Consider the following 20,304-nt stretch of genomic DNA (forward strand, 5'->3'; position numbering starts at 1 on the left):
CCTGCGCCAGCCTGACCTGGTCCGGCACTGCTGCCGGTGGGTCCAAATGAAGGGGAGGGCATGTCACAGCACCTTCGGCTCAACTTCATCGACGGACAGTGGGTCCCCGCGGAGTCGGGGCAGGTCCGGGAGAACGTCAATCCTGCCGATTTCGCCGATGTGATCGGTGAGTTCACCGAATCCGGCGGTGTCGACGTCGACCAGGCGGTCGACGCGGCCGCCGCCGCACTTCCGTCCTGGCGCGGCCGTGGCCCGATCGAACGGGCCGCGTATCTGACCGCGGCCGGCCGCATCCTCGGCGAGCGGGCCGCGGAGGTCGCCGCCGTGATCACCCGCGAACAGGGCAAGCTGCTGAGCGAGGCGCGCGGCGAAGTGAACCGGGCGCGGGCCGTGCTGGAATTCACCGCCGGTCAGGCGCGACTGCTCGGTGGGGTGACTGCCCCCGCGGAGGAGGAGCGCACCTTTGCGTACACCTTCAGGAAGCCCATCGGGGTCGTGGGGCTGGTGTCGCCGTGGAACTTCCCCCTCGCGATCCCGATGTGGAAGGTGGCACCCGCGCTGCTGTCCGGCTGCACGGCGGTGCTCAAGCCGTCCCCGCTCACCCCGCTGACCTCGGCGCTCCTGGTGGATATATTCCAGCAGGCGGGGCTCCCCGGCGGGGTGCTGAATCTGGTCCAGGGCGATGTGGCGGCGGGCGAGGCACTGGTCGCCAACCCTGCTGTCGCGGGCATCAGTTTCACCGGATCGCTGCCGGTCGGCACCGCCATCCACGCCGGTGGTGCGCATCGGCTGCTCCGCACCCAGCTCGAACTCGGCGGCAAGAACGCGCTGATCGTGTGCGACGACGCCGATCTCGCCAAGGCCGTGGACGCCGTGGTGCACGGAGCCTTCGGTCAGGCGGGGCAGCGCTGCTCGGCGACGAGCCGGGTGGTGGTCGACGTACAGGTACGGGAGGAGTTCCTCGACCGGCTCGTCGGGCAGGTCGCGGGGCTGCGGGTGGGGCCCGGGGACGATCCCGCTTCCCGGATCTGCCCGGTGGTCAACACCGCACGCACGGAAGCGGCGTTGGCAGCCGTCGCCGGCGCGCAGCGCGACGGTGGCAAGGTGCTGTGCGGAGGCGGGCGGGAGCGGCGTGACGACCTGCCCGAGGGCTGCTACGTACAGCCGACCGTCATCCGTGATGTGCCGTGGGACAGCGAGCTGGCCCAGGAGGAGGTGTTCGGACCAGTGCTGGCCGTCGTCGACGCTGACGGGTTCGACGAGGCCATGACGATAGCCAACTCAGTGAAGTACGGGATGTCGGGGACCATCTTCACCGCGTCCCAGTCGCGGGCGTTCGAGGCGATCGACCGGTTCGAGGCGGGGATGCTCCATGTGAACCGTCCCGGTGTCGGGGCCTACGCCCATCTGCCGCATGTCGGTTCGAAGGCCTCCCAGTACGGGCCGCCGGAGTGCTCCCCCGAAGTGTGGGACTTCTACACCGAGTGGCACTCGGCCTGCATCGCCTACTGAGCGTCTCTAGAACTCTGTGTGTGCCTGTGGTTTTCAGGCTTTTCGGGCGCGGCGTGGCCGTGTGCGGTCACCGTTGTGGGGTCCGAACCTCGGGGTGAGGGGGTGGACTTGGGTGGCGTGCAGGTGGTGGAAGCCGGTCCGCTCGGCGGCGCGGGTGCGTCGTCGACAGGTTCTGCGTGAGAGCCGCGTGCGTCCGGGTGGAGGAAGGTCTTCCTCCGGCCGTACATGGGCGGGTACTCCATGACCTGGCACCGGCCCGGTGGGGGTGGGTGTCGTGGTGTCATGCCCCGCCGGACGCTGGACCATCCCGGTGGGGGTGGTGGCGGGGACCGTACGCGCGTCGGGCATACGGCGGGAAGTCTTCGGGCCCGGGGCCTGCTCTGCGGCGGCGCGCGGGGCGCCTCGGTGCCGGGGACCGGTGGGCCTGCTGGGGGTGGGGCGCCCCTTGCCCGGGGTGATGTTGGTTCCGTCCGGCCGGGGCGGGGCCTGCTCCGCTTGGCGTTGGCGGCGCATGCGGCGGGTGGTCTTCTTCGGGCGCCGCACCAGGGTCACGGTGCCGTCCACGGTGGTGCGGATGGTCCGGGTGTGGGTGGCACGCTCGGTGGTGGTGTGGGTTTGGGCGAGCAGGCCGCGGGAGACGATCCGGCGGGCGGCGGCATGGTCGCGGTCCATGGACAGCCCGCACCCGGCGCAGTGTGCCCATTTCCAGGCTCGCTCACCGAGCCGGTCGGGGGCCGGGCGGTGGGTGAGGTTACCGAGGCAGCCGGGGCACAGTTTGGAGGTGCCCCGGGCCGGGACGATGACCACTACGATGCCCGCCTTCGCGGCCAGGTGCCGCATCGCCTGGGCCACCGTGCCGCGCACCTGCCCCGACAGGCGGGCATTGCCACGTCGGTGGCCTCGGGCTTCGAGGGTGGCGAGGTCTTCGAGGTAGATGACGCTCGCGCCGAGCGCTGCCGCCTGGTCGACGGCCCAGCGGGCCGCCGACCGGGCCAGTGCGTCGTTCAGGTGCCGGATCCGGGCACACACCCGCCCGTGCTCGACCTCCAGCACCCGGGCCCGATCGAGGTGTTCGCCCCAGCGAAGGTGCGGGGAGCCGAGGCCGTCCGCGAGGGCCCGGTGGTGATCGCGCTTGGCGGCGAGGTGCTCGCGGACGCCGCGCAGCCGGTGCAGGGTGGCGCTGATGGTGGTGGCGTCGAAGATCAGGGGCCGCCCGTCGGTGAGAACCCGCCGGGTCTGTCCTTTGCCGGTCAGGCGGCCGAGCGTGCCGGTGAGCAGGGTGCCCACACCCCAGTCGAAGCCGAGTGCCACGGTATGCCCGCTCGCTTTGGTGGCCGGGGCGGGCCGGGAGTGCGGCAGGCCCACCGCGATCCTTCCGGCCCGGGTGGGGCGCAGGGTGGGGGTGTGCAGCACCGAGTCCACCCCGACGGTGCCGGGCAGGCGGATGTCGATCACGTGCCAGGCCCCGTCACGGCCCGAGGCGGGAGCCGCACACAGCGGAAGCTTGAGACGCAAACGGGCGGTGGTCTCGTCCACCCTGGCCAGGGTGACCTGCTGGCGGTCCATCGCGGCAAGGAGCACCAACTCGCCGACCTGCGGCGGTCCCTCCAGCACGCACAATCCGGCGGGCCGGTACCCGTGCTCGGCCACGTACGCACGGATCTGGCGGGTGCGGTTGCGGATTTCGGCACCGCTCACGCCGGCGGGCAGCAGCTTCCGCAGCGCCGCCCACTCCGCCTCGGTGCGCCGCCTCGGATCGGTGGGCCAGGTGGCCAGGATCGCGGTCACGATGGTGCGACGGTGCAGGGCCAGGCGCAGAGTCCGGGCCGCGTACTCCTCGGCACCCCGCCGCACCCGGTCCGACACATACACCCCGGCCGGGGGCCGCATCTCCTGCGGCCAGTTCAGGCGGCGTATCGCCATCCATCCCTTGGACGGCAGGTCTTCGCCCCGCTCGTCGACCCCGGCGGCCAGCACGTCCAGGGAGTCCTCGTCCCACCGGGAAGCCACCAGAGCACCGGTCAGCTCCTGGCTCAACCGGGCCCAAAACCCCACCCGTTCGAACAGCAAGCCCTGCCCGACCCGCTCACCGCTGCTCTCCAGGACACCACGGAAGGCGGTACAGGTGGCCGTCGCCATCAACTTGGCCACACCCATCCCCCCTTCCTTTTCCGCACGATCCCGGTCAGTCCCCCGAAGCGGCCACCCCCGGCGCTTTGATCGGACTAACGAACGACCCTCACACAAGGACACGGCCTTACCGTGTCCCGTCGATCCGCCCGAGCCCTCCGCACCCCGGGGCACCGCAATGCACGGGGAAACCAAGATCGTCGACGTCCCACGACGCAGAGAAGGAGGAACCCCCCTCGCAACAACAGCGGAAACCGTTACCAGGAAGGAGGAAACGGGTGGGAGAGTCCGAGGAACCGTCCCAATAACGCGAAGCAGCATCAACCAGCCTGCTTAAGCCAAACCCCCAACAGTTGAAGACCCTCCGCACGGCCCGGAACATGCCGATGCCCCTCATCTGCCCGGCAGATGAGGGGCATCGACGTGACGTCACGTGCTGATGATGTCCTCCGCCAGTCCGAACGAGAGCGTCATCCCCGCCCCGCCGACCCCGTTGACCACGGTGACGCCCGGTTCCGGCTCGACGACCAGTTCGGTCCGGCCGTCCCGCAGCGACGGGTAGTAGCCCACCCAGCGCTCGGTGATCCGCGGGTCGGGCAGCGCGGCGAACGTATCGAGGTAGTCGAGGACCGCCTGGTTGATCGCCTCGTCCTCGAACGGGTCGAGCGTCTTGGCGTACGCGTGGCTGTCACCGATCGTCAGACGGCCGTCGGCCGTCTGGGAGAGCAGCACATGAATGCCGTTCTCCCGGTGGAAGGGAAGTTCGAGTCCCATCCGCTCGGCGAGCCGGGCCTTGGACGTACAGTCGTCGAACGCCGCGTAGTGCAGCAGGGTCAGCCCGCCGCAGAGCATCGGGCCGAGGTCCCAGCCGTCCGGCTGGGGGCCCGTCCGCATCATCTGGAGCTTGCAGCGCACCAGGCCGCTCTCGGCGAAGACGTCGGGGTACAGGGTCTCGAAGTCGTTGCCGCTGCAGACGTAGGCCCGGTCGACCGACCAGTCGCCGTCGGTCGTCTCCACGGTCGGCAGATTGATGCCCCGGACCGTCGCCCCGAATCTGATGTCGACGCCGTACTCGGCGACCAGATACGAGGCGAGTGCCGGGATGGCCCGGCGCGGGTCGACGTTGAGCTCGGTCGGGCTCCACATCGCGGCGAGGAGCCCGTCGGCGCGGGTCGTGCCGGAGCGCTCCAGCGTCTCCCGCGGCGTGATCATCCTGACGCCCCGTTCCCGGGCGGGCGGCGTGGTCGCGAGAAACTCTTCGAGCACGTCCACCTCGTCGGGGTGGTGGGCCAGGTGCAGTGATCCGGTCTCGGCGGCCCACAGGCCGGTCTTCGCGGCGGTCTCCAGCCAGATCTCACGGCTGCGCAGTGCCCGCTCGTACGTCGCGCCGCGCTGCTGGCCGATGGACCAGATCATGCCGAAGTTCCGGATGGAGGCGCCCACGGCGTAGTCGTCGCGCTCGAACAGGACGACTCGGTCGCCGCGGCGGGCGGCGGCCAGCGCGTGGGCGAGGCCGACGATTCCGCCGCCGACGACAGCGGTGTCGGCTCGGTTCACAGTCATGGTGATCCCCTTCTCAAGGCGTACGGAATGAGGGTGCGCGGTCCGGTGGCGTACGGGGTTCGGCGGCGGCATGCCGGCCGACGGCGTACGGCCCGTGGCGTGCTCACGCGGTGCGCGGAAGCCGGTTCCAGTGGGGCAGCATCAGCAGCCCGGCGAGCAGCGCGGCCCCGGCGAAGCCGGTGAACAGGACGCCGCCGGAGAGGAATCCCGGCAGCAGCCCGCCGAGGATCGCACCGATCGAACCGCAGCCGTTGACCAGTCCGGCGGCCGTCCCCGCGCCCTTGGCACTGCCGAAGTCGACCGCTGCGACGCACGAGATCATGGCGTCGGCCGCATAAACGGAGAGACCGATCACCGCAAGCACCGCGATCATCACCTCGGCGCTGCCGGCGGCGGTGAGCGGCATGAACAGAGCGAGCGCGGCGGTCAGTACACCGAGCGCGATGACGCAGGCGGGTGCCCGTCGGGACTGGAAGAGCCGGTCGGAGACCCAGCCGACGAGAATCGGGGCGAGGATGCCCGCGGCCCCGAAGGCGACGGGGATGAGGGTGGCGCCGACCTTGTCGATCTCGGGCAGCCGACGGCTGACGATCACCGGTCCCCAGAGCAGGATGGCGTACCGCGCGGGCTTGAGCAGGAAGTACGAGAGTCCCAGTGTGAGCACCATGCGGTCGCGCAGCGTCTCCCGGTAGAGGGCGAGACCGGTGAGGGAGGGCTCGATCGGGATGGATTCGGGCGTGGTGCCGGATTCGGGGTCCGTCTCCTCGGTGGGCTCGACCAGACCGACGTCCTGCGGCGCGTTGCGCTGGAAGAGCACGAAGAGCAGCAGCACCGCGGCGAGTGTGGCCGCGCCGGCCAGGAACGCCGCGTGCCAGCTGTCGAAGACCGAGTACGCGACCCAGCCGAGGAACGGCGGTGCGGCCAGGCCCCCGAACGCGTAGTTGGTGGACCACAGCCCCAGGATCCGGCCGCGTTCGGCCACGGTGAAGAAGTTGCCCATGTTCTTGCAGAGCGGCGCCCACCCGGCCGACTGCGACAGTCCCTGCAGGACCATCGCACCGCCGAACACCAGGAGTGCGCTGCTCACGCCCATGATGCAGGCGGCGGCGACGGCCCCGATCATGCCGCCGATGACGACGACGCGGGGGCCGAACCGGTCGGCCCACATGCCCCACAGGAACTGCCCGGCCGCGTAGGCCGCGAGGTAGACGGCGTCGATGACGCCCAGCGCACGCTCGGTGAGCACGGTGTTGACGGCGGGATCGTCGAGGATGCCCAGTTTCGCGACGGAGAATGCCTGCCGTACGAAGTAGAAGCCTGCGTAGGCGATCCAGGTGATCGCGAAGATCTGCCTACGCCAGCGGGCGGCGCGTGCGCTCTGCAGGAGCGGTGACATCCGGTCCAGTGCGTCGCGGGTGGTGACGGGTGCTCCTTGGTTCTGTGGTACGAGGTCGGCCATGGCGGGGTCCTGTCCTCGATGTGCGTGGTTGGGGAGATGAGCGGTTCGGTGGGGGCGGTCCGCAGGCATGACAAAGGCAGGGCGCGGCCCCGGCGCGTGCCTCGGCAGCGCGCCGGGGCCGGGTCCTTGGGGTGGTGCGGCGGCACGGTCAGGAGGTGAGCGGCCGTCCGGCGGCCAGGGCGTTGCCGACCCAGTAGGCGTCGAAGTTGCGCAGCCGGTGTCCGTCGGGGAGCGGGCCGGTCGGCGCGTTCACGAGGAACGGCACGCGTTGTTCGGTGAGACCGCCGTGCGAGCGCAGCGGCTCCTTGAAGCCGGAGATGTCGTGTCGGGCGGGCGTGGTGCCGAGCGCCGTGTTGCGGGTGGCGATGACGACGAGGTCGCCGATGCGGTCGCCGGGGAGTTCGAAGCGCTCGCAGGCCTCCTCGCGGGTGAGGACGGTGTCCACGCCCTCCAGGGCGGCGAGTTCGGCGAGCAGACCGGCCCGGTCCGTGCCGTCCGGCAGGTGCACGGTGGCGTACGAACCGAGCGCCCCGTGGTGGACGGTGTACGGGTCGGTGATGGGCAGGATGACGCGGGCGGCTCCGGCGCCGAGCCGGCTGTCGAGCAGGTCCTGGAGGAAGACGACCTGGGCCGTGCCGTCGGCGTCGCTCTTGGCGTTCATGCCGTGATCGGCGGTGATGACGAGGACCGCTCCGAGTGCGTCGATCTGCTCGAAGTAGCTGTCGAGCATGGCGTAGAAGTCGTTGGCGACGGGTGATCCCGGCGCATGCTTGTGCTGGATGTAGTCCGTCAGGGAGAGATACATCAGGTCGGGGCGGTCCTTGGCCAGGATGTCGGTGCCCGCGGCCATGACGAGCTCGCTGAGTTCGGCGCTGTAGACCGAGGGCAGTTCCATGCCGACGCGTTCGAGGACCTTGCTGATCCCGTGGGACTCGTCGGTCACCTGGTCGGCCTTCTCGGCGGAGAAGCAGATGCCGTCGGTGAGGTCGCGGCCGAGCAGCCGGCGCAGCTTGTCCTTGGCGGTGATGACCGCGACCTTGGCACCTGCCTGCGAGAACGCGGCGAACAGGGTCGGCACCCGGAGCAGCTCCGGGGCATTCATCATGATCTCGGTGCCGGACGTGGTGTCGTAGAAGTAGTTGCCGCAGATGCCGTGCACAGCGGGCGGCGCACCCGTGGCGATGGAGATGTTGTTGGGATTGGTGAAGGACGGCATGGTGCAGTCGGCCCGCAGATCGCTGCCCCGTTCCAGCATCCGTTCGAGGAAGGGCATCCTGCCGTCCGCGATCGCCCGCTCGTGGTAGGCGTCCTCACTGCCGTCGATGCAGACCACGACGACGGGCCGCCGGGGCCAGGCGTAGCCGCGCCCGTTGACCTCGAACTGCTCGGCAACAGATTCCTTCATGTACGGATCCACCCCTGAGGTCGAAGTACCGAGGCGGTGGTTGCCGCCTCACAGCTCATGGGTAGCACCCGGCGCGGGGCGGGCAGAACCACCGGGATTGCTATAGCCGTCATAGCCGCATCCGCCCTGCCGCACCCTCTCCCCACCAGGCCGGATCGGGGCTAGGCTCCGCGCCGACGATCAACTTAGGGAGGCGTGTGGAACTCAACCTCCACCGGTTGTGGATCTTTATGCAGGTGGTCGAGCACCAGGGATTCTCGGCGGCCGCGCACAAGCTGTACATGAGCCAGCCGTCGGTCTCCAATCAGGTGCGCCGGTTCGAACAGTCCTTGCGCGTCACGCTGATCGACCGGTCGGGGGCCAGGATCAGGCCGACGGCCGAGGGCGAGGTGCTCGCCGAGTACGGCCGGCGGGTCTTCCTCCTCGCCGACGAGGCGGTCGCCGCCGTGCAGCAGGTGAGCGGGCTGACGTCCGGGCGGCTGCTGGTGGGCGGCACGACGACGGTCGGCACGTACCTGCTGCCGCCGCTGCTCGCCCGGTACCAGGAGCGGCATCCGGGCATCGAGTGCGACATTTTCGTCGGCAACAACGAGGCTGTGCTGGAGCGGTTGTTGTCGGGTGCCATCGGGATCGCGGTGGTGGCGGGCGCGCCGACGGCCGCGCAGCTGGTGCCGGAGACCGTTCTCGACGAGCGGCTGGTGCTGATCGCCGCGCCCGGCCATCCGCTGGCGGACGCGGGCGAGGTCCGGCCGCAGGACCTCTCGGAGTCGCGGTTCCTGCTGCGGGAGCCCGGATCCCAGACCCGGGAGCTGCAGGAACAGGTCCTGGCGGAGTGGGAGTTGACGGAGGTTCCGCACGGAGACATCTGGGGTCCCGAGGCCGTCAAGCAGTGCGTGGCAGCGGGGCTCGGGGTGTCCCTGATCTCGGAACACGCCGTGGTGGACGATGTGAGCGCCGGATCGCTCGCCGTCCTTCCGGTGACTCCGCAGCCCCGGTCCCGCCCCATCAGTCTGGTGCGACGGCGCGACCGGGTGCTGTCCCCGGCGGAGCGTGCGTTCATGGGACTGTTCCGTGAGATCGGCCGCTGGCCGCAGGAGCTTCCGGGCCGATGATTCCGTCGTGGCCCCGACAGGCTCTCAGGGAAGCGGGTCCCGCGGCACGACGAGACCCGACTCGTAGGCGAAGACGACGAGTTGGGCCCGGTCCCGGGCGCCCAGCTTCGTCATCGCCCGGCTGACATGGGTCTTTGCGGTGAACGGGCTGATCACCATGTGCGCGGCGATCTCCTCGTTGGTCAGCCCACGTGCGGCCAGCGCGCTCACCTCGCGCTCGCGGCGGGTCAGTGTCTCGAAGCCGGGGGCCGTGGCCCGGTCGGGCGGCCGGGAGACGAACTCGCCGATCAGGCGGCGGGTGATGGCGGGCGACAGCAGCGCGTCGCCGCGGGCCGCGACGCGGATGGCCTGGAGGAGTTCGGCGGGCTCGGTGTCCTTGAGAAGGAACCCGGCGGCCCCGGCGCGCAGCGCGTCGAAGACGTACTCGTCGAGCCCGTAGTTGGTGAGGATGACGACGTGGACACCGGCCAGCAGCGGGTCGGCGGCGATCTCGCGGGTGGCCTCGATGCCGCCCATCACGGGCATCTGTACATCGACGAGGGCGACGTCCGGGGTGTGGTGGCGGGCGAGTTCGACTCCCTGACGGCCGTCGGCTGCCTCGCCGATCACTTCGATGCCGTCCTCGGCGTCCAGCAGGGCGCGGAATCCGGCGCGCATCAGGGCCTGGTCGTCGACGATCAGCACCCGGATCGTGTCCTGGTGGTTCATACAGCGGTTCCCGTTGTCCGCAGGGGCAGTTCGGCGCGTACGGAGAAGCCGCCGGCCGGGCGTGGTGCGGCGGCGAGGGTGCCACCGAGGGCCCTGACACGCTCGCCCATGCCGGTGAGGCCGGTGCCCGCGGTGACGGAATCGCCGGGGGCGCAGGGACCCTGATCGTCGACGCTCACGGTCAACACGTGCTCTCCGTAGACGATTTCGACGGTCGTCCGGGCGCGGTCGGCGTGCCGGGCCACATTGGTGAGTGATTCCTGCACGATGCGGTAGGCGGCCCGGTCGACGTCCGACGGCAGGGTGCGTTCGACGCCGGTGACGGTGACGGACAGTGCGATGCCCGCGGTACGGGCCCGCTCGGCCAGCTCGTCGATACGGTCCAGCCCCGTGCCCGGCTCCACCACATCGGTGCGCAGTACCTCCAGGGTCGCGCGCAGCTCCCGCATCGCTTCGCCGCTCGCCTCCTGGATCGCGAGCAGCGCGGGCTCCACCTCACTGCCGCGTTTGCGGGCCAGGTGAACGGCAACTCCCGCCTGAAGCTTGACGATCGAGATGGAGTGGGTCAGCGAGTCGTGCAACTCCCGGGCGATCCGCAGCCGCTCCTCCCCGGCGCGGCGCAGCGCCGTCTCGTCGCGGCTGCGTTCGGCGTCGAGCGCCCGCTGCTCGGTCTGGCGGAGATACGCCTGCCAGTTCTTGTCGATGAGTCCGGTGACGCCGGCGCAGAGGAACCAGCCGAGCAGCAGCACGGTCCGCTCGACGGTGTCCTGCGCGCTGGGTGCGGCGACGATCAGAACCATGAAGTACCCGGCGAGGAAGAGGGCGCCCGCGGCGATGCCCCACACGCGGTGTCCGCTGCGCGCCGCCGCATGCACGGCGGCCAGCACGGGGAACGCCGCCCAGGTTCCGGGGTGCTCGTGCACGACGTACCCCAGCATGGAGACGGTGGTGACGGCGAGCACGGCGCGCGGCGCCTGCCGGTGCCCGGCGAGAGCCAGGCTACCGACTGCGACAAGCAGCAGGTCGAGGGTGTCCGGCCCCGAGGCGGCGTAGGCCGCGGCGAGAACCGCCGCGCCGATCGCGACGGCGAGTGCGGTGTCCAGCAGGTGAGTCCGCCGGTCGATGTCCGCCTGCATGAGCCGCACCCTAACTCCCGTACAACGGCGTGGTCATCATCCCGCGGGACGGACTCCGCACTACTCCCGGGGCAGTAGTCACGGCCACCATCGGTCGGCCGGGACCATCCTCAACTGCCTTCGGCCGTACGACGACCGGGCACCGTCCGACGGGTGAGCATCGTCGCCATGACCGGACCCTTTCGCTACACCTCACCCGAACCGCCTGAAGCGGCGACCGGAGTGGTCGCCGATGTCTACGCACAGCTGGCCACCGACTTCGGTATCGACCGCGCCACGACCTTTGTCGTCCTGTCCGCCGCGCCGCCGCTGCTGGCCAGCACCTGGGCCGTCATGCGGGAGTCCCTGCTGGCCGGGCAGGCGTCGCGCACCGGAAAGGAGGTGGTGGCGGCCGGGGTGTCGCTCGCCAACCGGTGCCCGTTCTGCGTCACCGCGCACACCGTGCTCCTGCATGCCACCGGCGACCACGCCCTGGCCGAGAGGATCGCCCGCGGCGAACAGCCCGAGGACTCCCGAAACCGTCAACTGCTGGCGTGGGACAAGGACATGAGCACGCCGCAGCCGTTCCCGTCCGGGGAGGCACCGGAGTACATCGGGACGGCGCTCGCCTTCCACTTCATCAACCGGATCGTGTCGTCCCTGCTGACCGAGGAGATGCTGCCCGGGGGCGCCGAGAAGTATCGCCTGGTACGGAGCGTGGCGGGCCGCTCGCTGGCCCGTACGGTCCGCCGCGAACTGGTTCCCGGCGAGAGTCTGGCCCTGCTGGAGACCGAGGGGGCGGCGCCCGTGTGGGCGGCGGACACGCCGATCGGCACCGCGTTCGGCGCGCTGCGCGCGGCGGCGCACCTGGGTGCGGGGCTGCTCAGCGACGAGGACGCGGCGTTGGTCCGGGCGTCGGTGGCGGCCTGGGACGGCGTCGCACCGCTTCCCCTGCACGGCGAGGAACTGCCGGCCCGGGCGGAGCGGCCGGGCGCACGGCTCGCGCTGCTCGCGGCGCGTGCCCCGTACCGGATCACGGACGAGGACGTGGCGGCCTGGCTGGCGCCGCCGTTCACCGATCACTGCCTGGTTCATCTGATCGCGTTCGGCGCGATCTGCGCCGTCGAGCGCATCGAGGCCACCCTGACCGCAAGGACCGAGGAGCACGCATGACTGTCACCGACGCGTGGAACGGACCGATCGGCCTGCACTGGGCCGACCATCCCGATCGCTACAACACCATGCTGGCCCGCTTCGACGAGCCGCTGTTCGACGCCGCGGCGATCGGCGCGGAGGACCGGGTCGTCGACATCGGCTGCGGCAGCGGGCCCTCGACCCGGATCGCCGCCCGGCGCGCCCCGCGGGGCCGGGTCACCGGCGTCGACGTCTCCGTGCCGCTCATCGAACGCGCCAGGGCTCTCACCGACCCCCAGGAATTCCCCTCCGTCTCCTACGAGTTGGGGGACGCACAGGTCCACCCGTTCGAGCCGGGAGGCTATGACGTGGCGATCAGCCGGGGCGGCGTGATGTTCTTCGCCGACCACATCGCGGCGTTCACCAATATCGCGCGCGCCCTGCGCCCCGGCGGCCGGCTGGCGTTCATCTGCCCGCAGCCCCCGCTGCCGGACAGCGAGGAGCGCGAGGCGCTCGGGCTGCTGGCTTCCCTGCTGGGACAGGAGCAGCCGGTGGAGAACGCGGTGGCGGTGGCCATGGCCTCGCTCTCGGACCCGGAGCGCGTCCGGAAGGTGCTGGGCGCGGCGGGCTTCGAGGAGATCGGCATCGCCCCCGTGACGACCACGACCTGCTGGGGGCGCGACGCTGCGGACGCGGTGGACTTCTTCGTCTCGCGTACGCCGGGTCTCACCGTCTCCGACGCCACCCGGGCCTCGATGACGGACAGCCTGCTGCCGTACGAGACGGCGGAGGGCGTACTGCTTCGGGCGGGGGTGTGGGTGGTCGGCGCCCGCCGCCCGCTCTGACCGGCGGTGCGTCAGGAGCCCGCGGGGGCAGGCGGCCGGTGCTCGTACCAGCGCTGATCGGCCTCCAGCTGGGCGGCGAGGGAGATCAGCAGCTCCTCGCTGCGGGAGGGTCCGAGCAGCTGGGCGCCGACGGGGAGCCCGTCGCGGGTGAACCCGGCCGGGACATTGATGCCGGGCCAGCCCAGCACGTTCCACGGCCAGGCGTACGGACACGCCTCGGTGATCGCCACATCGGTGCGCCAGGCGCTCAGGCCGTCGAATGTGCCGATCCGGGGTGGGGGCGCGGCGGTCGTCGGGGTGAGCAGTACGTCGAACCGGGCTCCCACCCGGGGCGTGTGGAAGAGCGCACCGATCCTGTGCTGCTGGCGCACCTCCCGGGCCCGGGCCGCCCGCACCACCCTGCCCCCGAGCCGGGTGCCGGTGCGCAGGGCGCTGCGGGTGCGCGGGTCGAGGAGGGCGGGTTCGGGGTGGAGCGCGGCAAGTTCGGCGATTCCGGCCGTGGCACGGGGGACGAAGCCCAGACCGATCAGCCCGTAACGGGGCCTGGCCTCCTCGACCTGATGGCCGAGCCGGGCGAGCGCCTCGGCGAGTGCGGTGACGGCCCGTCGTACGTCGGGGTGGGGGGCGGTACCGGTGAGGGTGAGCGGGGGCCGCCAGGCGAGGGCGATCCGCAGCCGGCCGGGGTCGCGGCCCGCGGCGGCGGAGGCCGCGACGGGCGGGGGCCGGTGCAGGTCGTCGGGGTGTGGCCCGGCGACCGCGTCGAGCAGCAGGGCGGCATCGGCGACGGTGCGGGCCAGCGGTCCGTTGACGGTGAGGCCCTGGAAGGCGTCGTGGTGCGGGTGGACGGAGATCCGGCCGCGCTGCGGTTTGATGCCGACGAGATGGGTCCAGGCAGCGGGGATACGGATGGACCCGGCGCCGTCCGAGCCGAGCGCGGCGGGTACCAGCCCGGCGGCCACGGCCGCGGCCGAACCGCCGGACGAGCCGCCGGGAGTGTGGCCGGTGTTCCAGGGGTTGCGGGTGGCACCGAAGGCGGGTCCTTCGGTGAAGGGCCACTGCCCGAGCTCGCAGGAGTTGGTCTTCCCGACGATCACGGCCCCCGCGGCGCGCAGTCGGCGGACGACCTCGCTGTCGGCGGTGGCCGCGGGCAGGTCGCCACGGCAGCCGAAGTAGGTGGGCATCCCGGCGACATCGGTGTCGTCCTTGACGGCGACCGGCACCCCGAGCAGGGGCAGCCGCTCCCCCGCGGCGAGGCGCCGGTCGGCTTCGGCGGCCTCGGCGAGCGCTTCGGTGGCACGAAGGTGCCGGAAGGCGTTGAGAGCGCTCTGGCTCGCTTCGATGCGTTCGAGGGCGGCGGACACCTGCTGGGTCGAGGTGGTCCGGCCGTCGGCCAGCTCGCGTGCGCTGTCCGCCAGTCCGGTCGACTCCGTGAACTCTGCTGAGGACATGGGCTGTACGCCTCCCGGATTTCGGCGCGTGCCCGCGCCTTCCGAATCTGTCCGCCCAAGCGAACTTACTGGAGGGTAACGAGTAGCGGCCGGTCCACTCAACCGTTCGGCGTGGAGTGTCAGTACCCCTTGCTGGTTTCTCCGGCAGGAGTGGACAGAACCGAACGGCTGGGGTGGGGCCTGTGGAAGCGGAGTTCGCGGGAGAGTTCGAGACGCACCTGACGGTGCGCCTCGGCACCGCGGCAGGCGCCATGGACGCGAGTGCACGCCTGGAACACCGGGCGGCACGGATGGGGCTGAAGCTCACCCGCATCGTCCTGGACCGCGGCGCCATGCCCGACCAGCCCATGCTGACCGAGACAGGGCGCGGCACCCTCACCGAGCGGCAGGCCGCCGCCCTGCTCCGTTCGGCCGAACTGCGGGCGGCGGGCTTCCCCGTCATACGGGTGAAAATCGAGGCCTCCCCCTGGAACGCGGACATACCGCAGACGGCGAACGAGGCTGCCGCGCCGTCCCCCGCCTGTCACGTCGAACACCACGTCAAGCTGCTGCTGCCCGGGAGCCGGAGGTGGCCACGGCGCGGGCCGTGGCCGAGCGGCACAGCGCGCACCTCGCGCGCAATGCCCGCCGTGCGGCGCGGCGTGGGCGCCACGAGCAGTTCGTCACCCAGCGCTGCCGCACGGTCGGCCGGCCGGAGGCCCGCGCCCGGCTGGACGCGCTCCTCGGTGCGCTGACCGCCGCCGGGCTGGAGGTGGCCGAGGTCGAGGAGGAGTTCGTGGTGCACGACGACCCGGCTGTCGCCCCGGCTGCTGCGCACGGTGCTCGGGCCGCACGCGTCCGGCTTCGGCCCTGACACAGTGCGGGACTGGCGGGTGGACTGGTCGGCGTTCCACGCCGCCCACCGGTGGGTGGACGGCGACGCGGGCGGGCTGCGGGAGCGGCTGGCGAAGGCGCTCGCAGCCCTGTTGGAACGGACAACCGCGCGGTGACGGACCTGGTCGGCCGAGGACGGTCGACACCACCACCGTGCTGACTCACGTCTGCTCCGGCGGGCTGCCCGAAGGGCTGTCCCGTAATCCCTGGTGGATCAGCGCGCGGCGTCAGATGAGGTGCATCGCAAGGCGGAGGGGCGTCACCCTGTGTACGGGGGTGGGCGGCCGTTCCGACCCGGGCGTACGCCCACATGGTCGGGCGCCGGCACCGGACCGGGCCCGGCAGCTCCTTCCGTGGGAGGCGACGTGACCGGTCATCGCTCCGGCACGCGGACGTCGGCCCGGGCGACGGTGATCGTGCTCGGTCTCACGAGCGGCGACGTCATCGGCGGCGGGGCGGGCGGACGACACCGGCGACACGCTGCCCGCCGAGCAGACCGCCGCCCCCTCGCGCGACGCGCTGCTGAGCGTGCACACGCGACCGTGGGCTACTTGGCATCCGACCAGCCGGTGCCCACGGCCACGCCACCGCCGGCCGAGACGCTCGGCAGCAGCGCGCTGCTGAGCCGTTCCCAGCAGTCGCTGTGACCCCGGACCGGCCACTGAGCAGCACGTACAGCAGCAGCGAGGAGGCCAGGCCGACCGCCCAGCCGTAGTCCGCGAGCGGTTTCAGGAACGGGATCAGGCCGTCGGCCGGGAACGGGCCCTTGTCGGGGGCTGAATGGGAACCACCGATGGCCAGGACGCCGCCGACCGTGAAGGCACCGACGGCACGCCAGTTCCAGCCGTCCGTGTACCAGTAGCGGCCGCCGGGGCGATAGAGGTCGGCGAGGTCGAGCACGGTGCGTCGGACGATCCAGTAGTCGGCGATCAGGATGCCGGCCACCGTACCGAGCAGACCGCCGACCAGACCGAGCCAGGTGAAGATGTACAGCTCCGGGGTCTCGGTGAGCTTCCACGGCATGATCAGCACACCGACGACACCCGTGACCATCGCGCCCGTACGGAAGTTGATGAGCTTGGGTGCGAGATTGGCCAGGTCGTACGCGGGTGACACCACATTCGCCGCGATGTTCACGGAGATCGTCGCGATCAGCACGGTCACCAGGGCGTAGAGCAGTCCGAAGACGTTGTCGGTCCTGGCGACGAGCTCGACCGGATCCCAGATCGCCTCTCCATAGACGGCCTGCGAGCCGGAGGTGACCAGGACCGAGAGGAGCGCGAAGAGCGTCATCGTGGTCGGCAGGCCCAGCGTCTGGCCCCAGATCTGGGCGCGCTGGCCGGCGCCGAAGCGGGTGAAGTCGGGGATGTTCAGGGAGAGCGTGGCCCAGAAAGCGATCATGCCCATCAGGGACGGGAAGAAGACCGGCCAGAAGTCCGCGCCCCAGCCGAGCTTCGAGGGCTGGTCGAGCAGCGGGCCGAAGCCGCCGGCCTTGACGGCGACCCAGACCAGCAGCACCAGGGCGCCGACGATGACGAACGGCGCCGCCCAGTTCTCGAACCGCCGCAGAGTGTCCATCCCCCGGTAGAGGATGGCGAGTTCGACCGCCCAGAAGAGGGCGAAGCAGAGCCAGAGCGTCCAGGGTTGCCCGCCGATCTCGGAGGCGTTCGCCCAGCCACCGAAGATCTTCCCGAGCAGGGTGAAGATGCCGACGCCGCCGATCCAGGTCTGGATGCCGAACCAGGCGCAGGCGACCGCGGCCCGGATCAGCGCGGGCAGGTTGGCGCCGCGCAGACCGAAGGAGGCGCGGGCCAGCACGGGAAACGGGATGCCGTACTTGGGTCCGGCGTGGCCGGTCAGCAGCATCGGGCCGAGCACGATCAGGTTGGCCAGTGCGATGGTGAAGACGGCCTGCTTCCAGTCCATGCCGAGGGCGACGAGACCGGAGGCGAGCAGCCACGACGGGAGGTTGTGGGCCATCCCGACCCACGGCGCACAGAACACATTCACCCGGTCCCACGGCGGGAAGTCGGCTGGCATAGCCCGCCACTTGATGCCGTTGTCCCAATACCGTTGCTTGAGCTACTGAAGTATCGCGGGCGTAAGGGTGATGACCTTCTCCGGAACCCGTCGTGTCCCTCGCCTGACCTGGTCTTTCTGGCTCTCCTGTCGCTTCCGTGGGTAGGTTCATGCAGCTTGACGCCCTGGTAGGTGGGGTCGGTGGCCGCCGAGGCTGAGCATGGCCAGTGCGATGAGCGCTGCGGGGTCCTTGAAGCCGAAGGCCATGCGGGTGATCAGGCGGATCTTGGTGTTGATGCTCTCCACGATCCCGTTGCTCATGGAGTGCTCGGCTGCCGCCGTGATGGCGTCCCAGTGCTTGACGATGGCCCGTTGCAGCTTGACGAAGGGCTCCAGTCGGGAGCGGCGGGCCCAAGACACCCAGTCGAGGAGGGCCTCGGGGGTGTCGGGGCCGGACTTCAACGCCAGGCGAAGGCCCTCCTTGAACAGGTATGCGCGGTGCAGGACGGGGTGGGCTTTCGCGATGAACTCCAGTTGCGCGCGCTGGTGTTCGGTAAGGTCCTCAGGGCGTTTCCACAGGGCCCAGCGGGCCTTCTTCAGTGACTTCGAGCCCGGGGTGGCGCGGCCCTTGCCGCCGCGCTCGGCGTTCCAGACCTCGCGGCGCACGGTGTCCAGGGCGTCGGTGGCCCACTGCACGACGTGGAACGGGTCCATCACCCGCACCGCCTGCGGGCAGCGCTCGGCGACTACCTTCGCGATCCAGTCGGCGGCATCCGCGGACACGTGGGTGATCTTCGCGGAGCGTTCAGGTCCGAGCAGGTCGAAGAATGACCGCAGTGTCTCCTTGTCCCGGCCGGCCGCCGCCCACACGAGCCGGCCGCTGTCGTGGTCGACCACCACGGTCAGGTACTTGTGGTGCCGCTTGTAGGAGATCTCGTCGATACCGACCCGGGTAAGGCCCGCGAGCAGGTCCACGCGCTGTTCGACGTCCGACCACACGCGGGCGCAGATGCCGCCGACCGTGCGCCAGCCGATCCTCAGCAGTTGGACCACCGTGGTCTTCGAGCAGTGCGTGGCCAGCCAGGCCACGGTGTCGTCGAAGGCCAGGGTGTGCCCGGCACCGTGGCGGGCCCAGGGCACGTGGGCGACGACCACACCGTGCTCGGGACAGGACACCCGCGGCGCGTCGGCCTCGATGAACGCCCGGACCACCCCCAGGTCCAGGGCACGCCAGCGCCGGCGGCCCTCGCCGTTGTCGAACCGGGCGCACCGGCGACCGCAGACCCCGCACCGCTGCCGCCGCCTCTTCGCCGGGCGGGCATGGGCCACGATCACCACATCCCAGGGGCCCGCCTCCGCGCCGTTGCCCTCCTCGGCCTCGACCGACGCGACCACCGTGTGTTCGACTCCGAGCAGCCGAGTCCATATGCTTGCGATCGCACGCCGTATCCAGGTTCTTCCGTTTCGTACTGTCGCAAGTCGAAACGTAGCCGGGCTACGGCGTGTTCTGCGTATCAGCCCTGGTCAGCGACCCACGGAAGCGACAGGAGAGCCGTCTTTCTTGCGCACGATGTACCGCGAGACCGGATGGCGGGTGTAGCGGTCCGCCTCGCGTAGCCGTCGCAGACCGTTGTCGAGCTTGCGTACGACTTTCGTGGCCATCCGTTTCATGAACTGCCGCAGACGGCGGGTCGACCGGCCTACCTGGAGAACAACACTGCGTCGTGTGTGTTTAAGGACCTTGACGAACGAGATCCGGTCGGGGTCCAGACCTTCGCCGTCTACCAGCCGCATGATGATCCGGTTCAGACAGTGATGGAGGGTCAGGTGAGCCCAGATCTCCTGCCGCACCAGTTCCGGCGACACCGACCGCAGCACCTCGGTCCTTCCCCGCTGAAAGGTCTTCAGCTGTCGGTAGGCGGATTCGATCTCCCAGCGCTCGTGATACAGGGCTGCCAGCTCCTCGGAGGGCCAGGCCTCGGGGTCGAGCAGGTCGGTCAGCAGCCTGGCTGTCTCGCCGCCGTCGACCTGGTAGTCGATCACCCTCACTGTCACTCCGCCCGGATGGGAGCGTCGCTGCCCGGCGAGATTCATCCGGGTCAGATAGGTCCCGTCGGGCAAGACCTCCGTGGGCTTCGCGGCGACGAAGGTGCGGGCCCTGAACCACGCGGTCGACGATTCGCAGGCTGACCGCGGAGAAGTCGAGGGGGAGCAGTGCCTTCACGGTCGTGCGGGATGCAAACGCGGAGGCATACCTGCTCATGTCGGCGGCCCGCAGCGTGCGGCTGACTCGGTCCATCGGTCCCACCCCTCGCGTATGGACCGATGCGGTTCCCCCGGCCCCCTGGCTCCTCGGGAGGACCGTGGGTCCTCCACGTCCTCCCAAGAACCCAGCGGAACCGGGCACCGGATCATCACGGGTCCGCGCTGTGATCAGCGCCATATCTCCGGGCAGGCCTGCTATCGACCGAAGTCGGGGTCGACAGAAGTGCGCTTGTAGCGACATGAAAAGGAATAGGGATCCCCCCCGTCCGCCTCGACACTCCCATTCATCTGCAGCTTCCCCTGCTCCAAGGTGAACGGCAGAAGCTGATGGTCGTTCTGATGGTCGAAACGAAGCACCAGGTAGGGCGGCAGGCCAGGATCTTTGTTGACCGCATGCCATTTTCCGTCGGCCGAACGGCGCGTCACCTTCGCGTCCGGCACGGGGCCGTCCCACGCGACCGGGACACCCTTGGCAGAAAAGGTGTAGTCGTCACGCAGTCGAATGACGGGCGAGCCGCATTCCGACGCCCCGCCCCCGTCCCACCGACCGACCAATTGGGAATGCTGTACGGCCTTCGGAAAGACAGGGGCGGGCCGGCCTGGCCCGCAAGCGGTCGAGGCGATTACCGTCAAAGCGGCAGTCGCAAGGCCCGCACCGATGCGAAATACGTCGAGCTTCACGCCATCTACTTCCAGTCGTTCCGGGCGGCGGGGCT

At 70.6% G+C, this 20,304-nt stretch carries 17 protein-coding genes; 6 read left to right on the top strand and 11 right to left on the bottom strand.

Annotated features, from left to right (window positions below):
* The first annotated feature begins 60 nt into the window (after nucleotides 1–60).
* Nucleotides 61–1,512: an aldehyde dehydrogenase gene (locus OG972_RS08450; protein WP_266979717.1), complete on the top strand. Its 1,452-nt coding sequence runs from the start codon at nucleotides 61–63 to the stop codon at nucleotides 1,510–1,512.
* Nucleotides 1,513–1,545: 33 nt separating this feature from the next.
* Here the strand turns inward: OG972_RS08450 and OG972_RS08455 are convergent, their stop codons facing one another.
* The 4 genes from OG972_RS08455 to phnA form a co-directional block, all read right to left on the bottom strand.
* A complete protein-coding gene (locus tag OG972_RS08455) occupies nucleotides 1,546–3,669 on the bottom strand; it encodes a transposase (protein ID WP_266979719.1) in 2,124 nt (707 codons plus the stop codon).
* A gap of 402 nt (nucleotides 3,670–4,071) precedes the next feature.
* Nucleotides 4,072–5,205: a TIGR03364 family FAD-dependent oxidoreductase gene (locus tag OG972_RS08460; protein WP_266979721.1), complete on the bottom strand. Its 1,134-nt coding sequence runs from the start codon at nucleotides 5,203–5,205 to the stop codon at nucleotides 4,072–4,074.
* A 103-nt stretch (nucleotides 5,206–5,308) separates the two neighbouring features.
* Nucleotides 5,309–6,664 carry an MFS transporter gene (locus tag OG972_RS08465; RefSeq protein ID WP_266979723.1) on the bottom strand — a complete coding sequence of 452 codons (1,356 nt, stop codon included), beginning with the start codon at nucleotides 6,662–6,664 and terminating at the stop codon, nucleotides 5,309–5,311.
* A 148-nt stretch (nucleotides 6,665–6,812) separates the two neighbouring features.
* Nucleotides 6,813–8,069, bottom strand: coding sequence for a phosphonoacetate hydrolase (gene phnA / locus OG972_RS08470; protein ID WP_266979725.1), 1,257 nt, complete (start codon nucleotides 8,067–8,069; stop codon nucleotides 6,813–6,815).
* Nucleotides 8,070–8,266: 197 nt separating this feature from the next.
* Between phnA and OG972_RS08475 the strand changes: the two genes are divergently transcribed.
* Nucleotides 8,267–9,181, top strand: coding sequence for a LysR family transcriptional regulator (locus tag OG972_RS08475; protein WP_266979727.1), 915 nt, complete (start codon nucleotides 8,267–8,269; stop codon nucleotides 9,179–9,181).
* Between the two features lie 24 nt (nucleotides 9,182–9,205).
* Here the strand turns inward: OG972_RS08475 and OG972_RS08480 are convergent, their stop codons facing one another.
* Nucleotides 9,206–9,889, bottom strand: coding sequence for a response regulator transcription factor (locus OG972_RS08480; protein WP_266979729.1), 684 nt, complete (start codon nucleotides 9,887–9,889; stop codon nucleotides 9,206–9,208).
* Entirely contained in the window at nucleotides 9,886–11,025 is a 1,140-nt protein-coding gene (locus OG972_RS08485) for a sensor histidine kinase (protein ID WP_266979731.1), read from the bottom strand. Before OG972_RS08485 ends, OG972_RS08480 begins: the two co-directional genes overlap by 4 nt.
* 168 nt (nucleotides 11,026–11,193) lie before the next feature.
* Between OG972_RS08485 and OG972_RS08490 the strand changes: the two genes are divergently transcribed.
* Nucleotides 11,194–12,177, top strand: coding sequence for a carboxymuconolactone decarboxylase family protein (locus OG972_RS08490; protein WP_266979733.1), 984 nt, complete (start codon nucleotides 11,194–11,196; stop codon nucleotides 12,175–12,177).
* Entirely contained in the window at nucleotides 12,174–12,983 is an 810-nt protein-coding gene (locus OG972_RS08495; RefSeq protein ID WP_266979735.1) for a class I SAM-dependent methyltransferase, read from the top strand. The genes OG972_RS08490 and OG972_RS08495 overlap by 4 nt, the downstream gene beginning before the upstream one ends.
* Before the next feature lie 11 nt (nucleotides 12,984–12,994).
* Here the strand turns inward: OG972_RS08495 and OG972_RS08500 are convergent, their stop codons facing one another.
* Nucleotides 12,995–14,431 (bottom strand): amidase, encoded by a 1,437-nt coding sequence (locus OG972_RS08500; protein WP_266979737.1) that lies wholly within the window; start codon nucleotides 14,429–14,431, stop codon nucleotides 12,995–12,997.
* A gap of 182 nt (nucleotides 14,432–14,613) precedes the next feature.
* Between OG972_RS08500 and OG972_RS08505 the strand changes: the two genes are divergently transcribed.
* A complete protein-coding gene (locus OG972_RS08505; RefSeq protein ID WP_266979739.1) occupies nucleotides 14,614–15,165 on the top strand; it encodes a hypothetical protein in 552 nt (183 codons plus the stop codon).
* An 84-nt stretch (nucleotides 15,166–15,249) separates the two neighbouring features.
* Nucleotides 15,250–15,420 (top strand): hypothetical protein, encoded by a 171-nt coding sequence (locus OG972_RS08510; RefSeq protein WP_266979741.1) that lies wholly within the window; start codon nucleotides 15,250–15,252, stop codon nucleotides 15,418–15,420.
* Between the two features lie 325 nt (nucleotides 15,421–15,745).
* On the opposite strand, the gene OG972_RS08515 is transcribed toward OG972_RS08510, so the two are convergent.
* The 4 genes from OG972_RS08515 to OG972_RS08530 form a co-directional block, all read right to left on the bottom strand.
* Nucleotides 15,746–17,344, bottom strand: coding sequence for an NCS1 family nucleobase:cation symporter-1 (locus OG972_RS08515; RefSeq protein ID WP_266979743.1), 1,599 nt, complete (start codon nucleotides 17,342–17,344; stop codon nucleotides 15,746–15,748).
* 147 nt (nucleotides 17,345–17,491) lie between these two features.
* Nucleotides 17,492–18,772, bottom strand: coding sequence for an ISL3 family transposase (locus OG972_RS08520; protein ID WP_266990350.1), 1,281 nt, complete (start codon nucleotides 18,770–18,772; stop codon nucleotides 17,492–17,494).
* A 75-nt stretch (nucleotides 18,773–18,847) separates the two neighbouring features.
* Nucleotides 18,848–19,444: a transposase gene (locus OG972_RS08525; RefSeq protein ID WP_266979745.1), complete on the bottom strand. Its 597-nt coding sequence runs from the start codon at nucleotides 19,442–19,444 to the stop codon at nucleotides 18,848–18,850.
* 339 nt (nucleotides 19,445–19,783) lie between these two features.
* The gene (locus OG972_RS08530) at nucleotides 19,784–20,269 is read right to left on the bottom strand and encodes a hypothetical protein (protein ID WP_266979747.1); all 486 of its coding nucleotides are present in this window, start codon (nucleotides 20,267–20,269) and stop codon (nucleotides 19,784–19,786) included.
* Nucleotides 20,270–20,304 lie beyond the last annotated feature (35 nt).

The sequence above is a fragment of the Streptomyces sp. NBC_01669 genome (assembly GCF_026339735.1).
GTDB classification, from domain to species: Bacteria; Actinomycetota; Actinomycetes; order Streptomycetales; family Streptomycetaceae; genus Streptomyces; species Streptomyces yanii.

Coding starts and splice junctions, on each gene's coding strand:
- OG972_RS08485 (WP_266979731.1), bottom strand. CDS start 11,025: ATGCAGGCGGACATCGACCGGCGGACTCACCTGCTGGACACCGCACTC.
- OG972_RS08455 (WP_266979719.1), bottom strand. CDS start 3,669: ATGGGTGTGGCCAAGTTGATGGCGACGGCCACCTGTACCGCCTTCCGT.
- OG972_RS08465 (WP_266979723.1), bottom strand. CDS start 6,664: ATGGCCGACCTCGTACCACAGAACCAAGGAGCACCCGTCACCACCCGC.
- OG972_RS08500 (WP_266979737.1), bottom strand. CDS start 14,431: ATGTCCTCAGCAGAGTTCACGGAGTCGACCGGACTGGCGGACAGCGCA.
- phnA (WP_266979725.1), bottom strand. CDS start 8,069: ATGAAGGAATCTGTTGCCGAGCAGTTCGAGGTCAACGGGCGCGGCTAC.
- OG972_RS08490 (WP_266979733.1), top strand. CDS start 11,194: ATGACCGGACCCTTTCGCTACACCTCACCCGAACCGCCTGAAGCGGCG.
- OG972_RS08495 (WP_266979735.1), top strand. CDS start 12,174: ATGACTGTCACCGACGCGTGGAACGGACCGATCGGCCTGCACTGGGCC.
- OG972_RS08480 (WP_266979729.1), bottom strand. CDS start 9,889: ATGAACCACCAGGACACGATCCGGGTGCTGATCGTCGACGACCAGGCC.
- OG972_RS08460 (WP_266979721.1), bottom strand. CDS start 5,205: ATGACTGTGAACCGAGCCGACACCGCTGTCGTCGGCGGCGGAATCGTC.
- OG972_RS08515 (WP_266979743.1), bottom strand. CDS start 17,344: ATGCCAGCCGACTTCCCGCCGTGGGACCGGGTGAATGTGTTCTGTGCG.
- OG972_RS08450 (WP_266979717.1), top strand. CDS start 61: ATGTCACAGCACCTTCGGCTCAACTTCATCGACGGACAGTGGGTCCCC.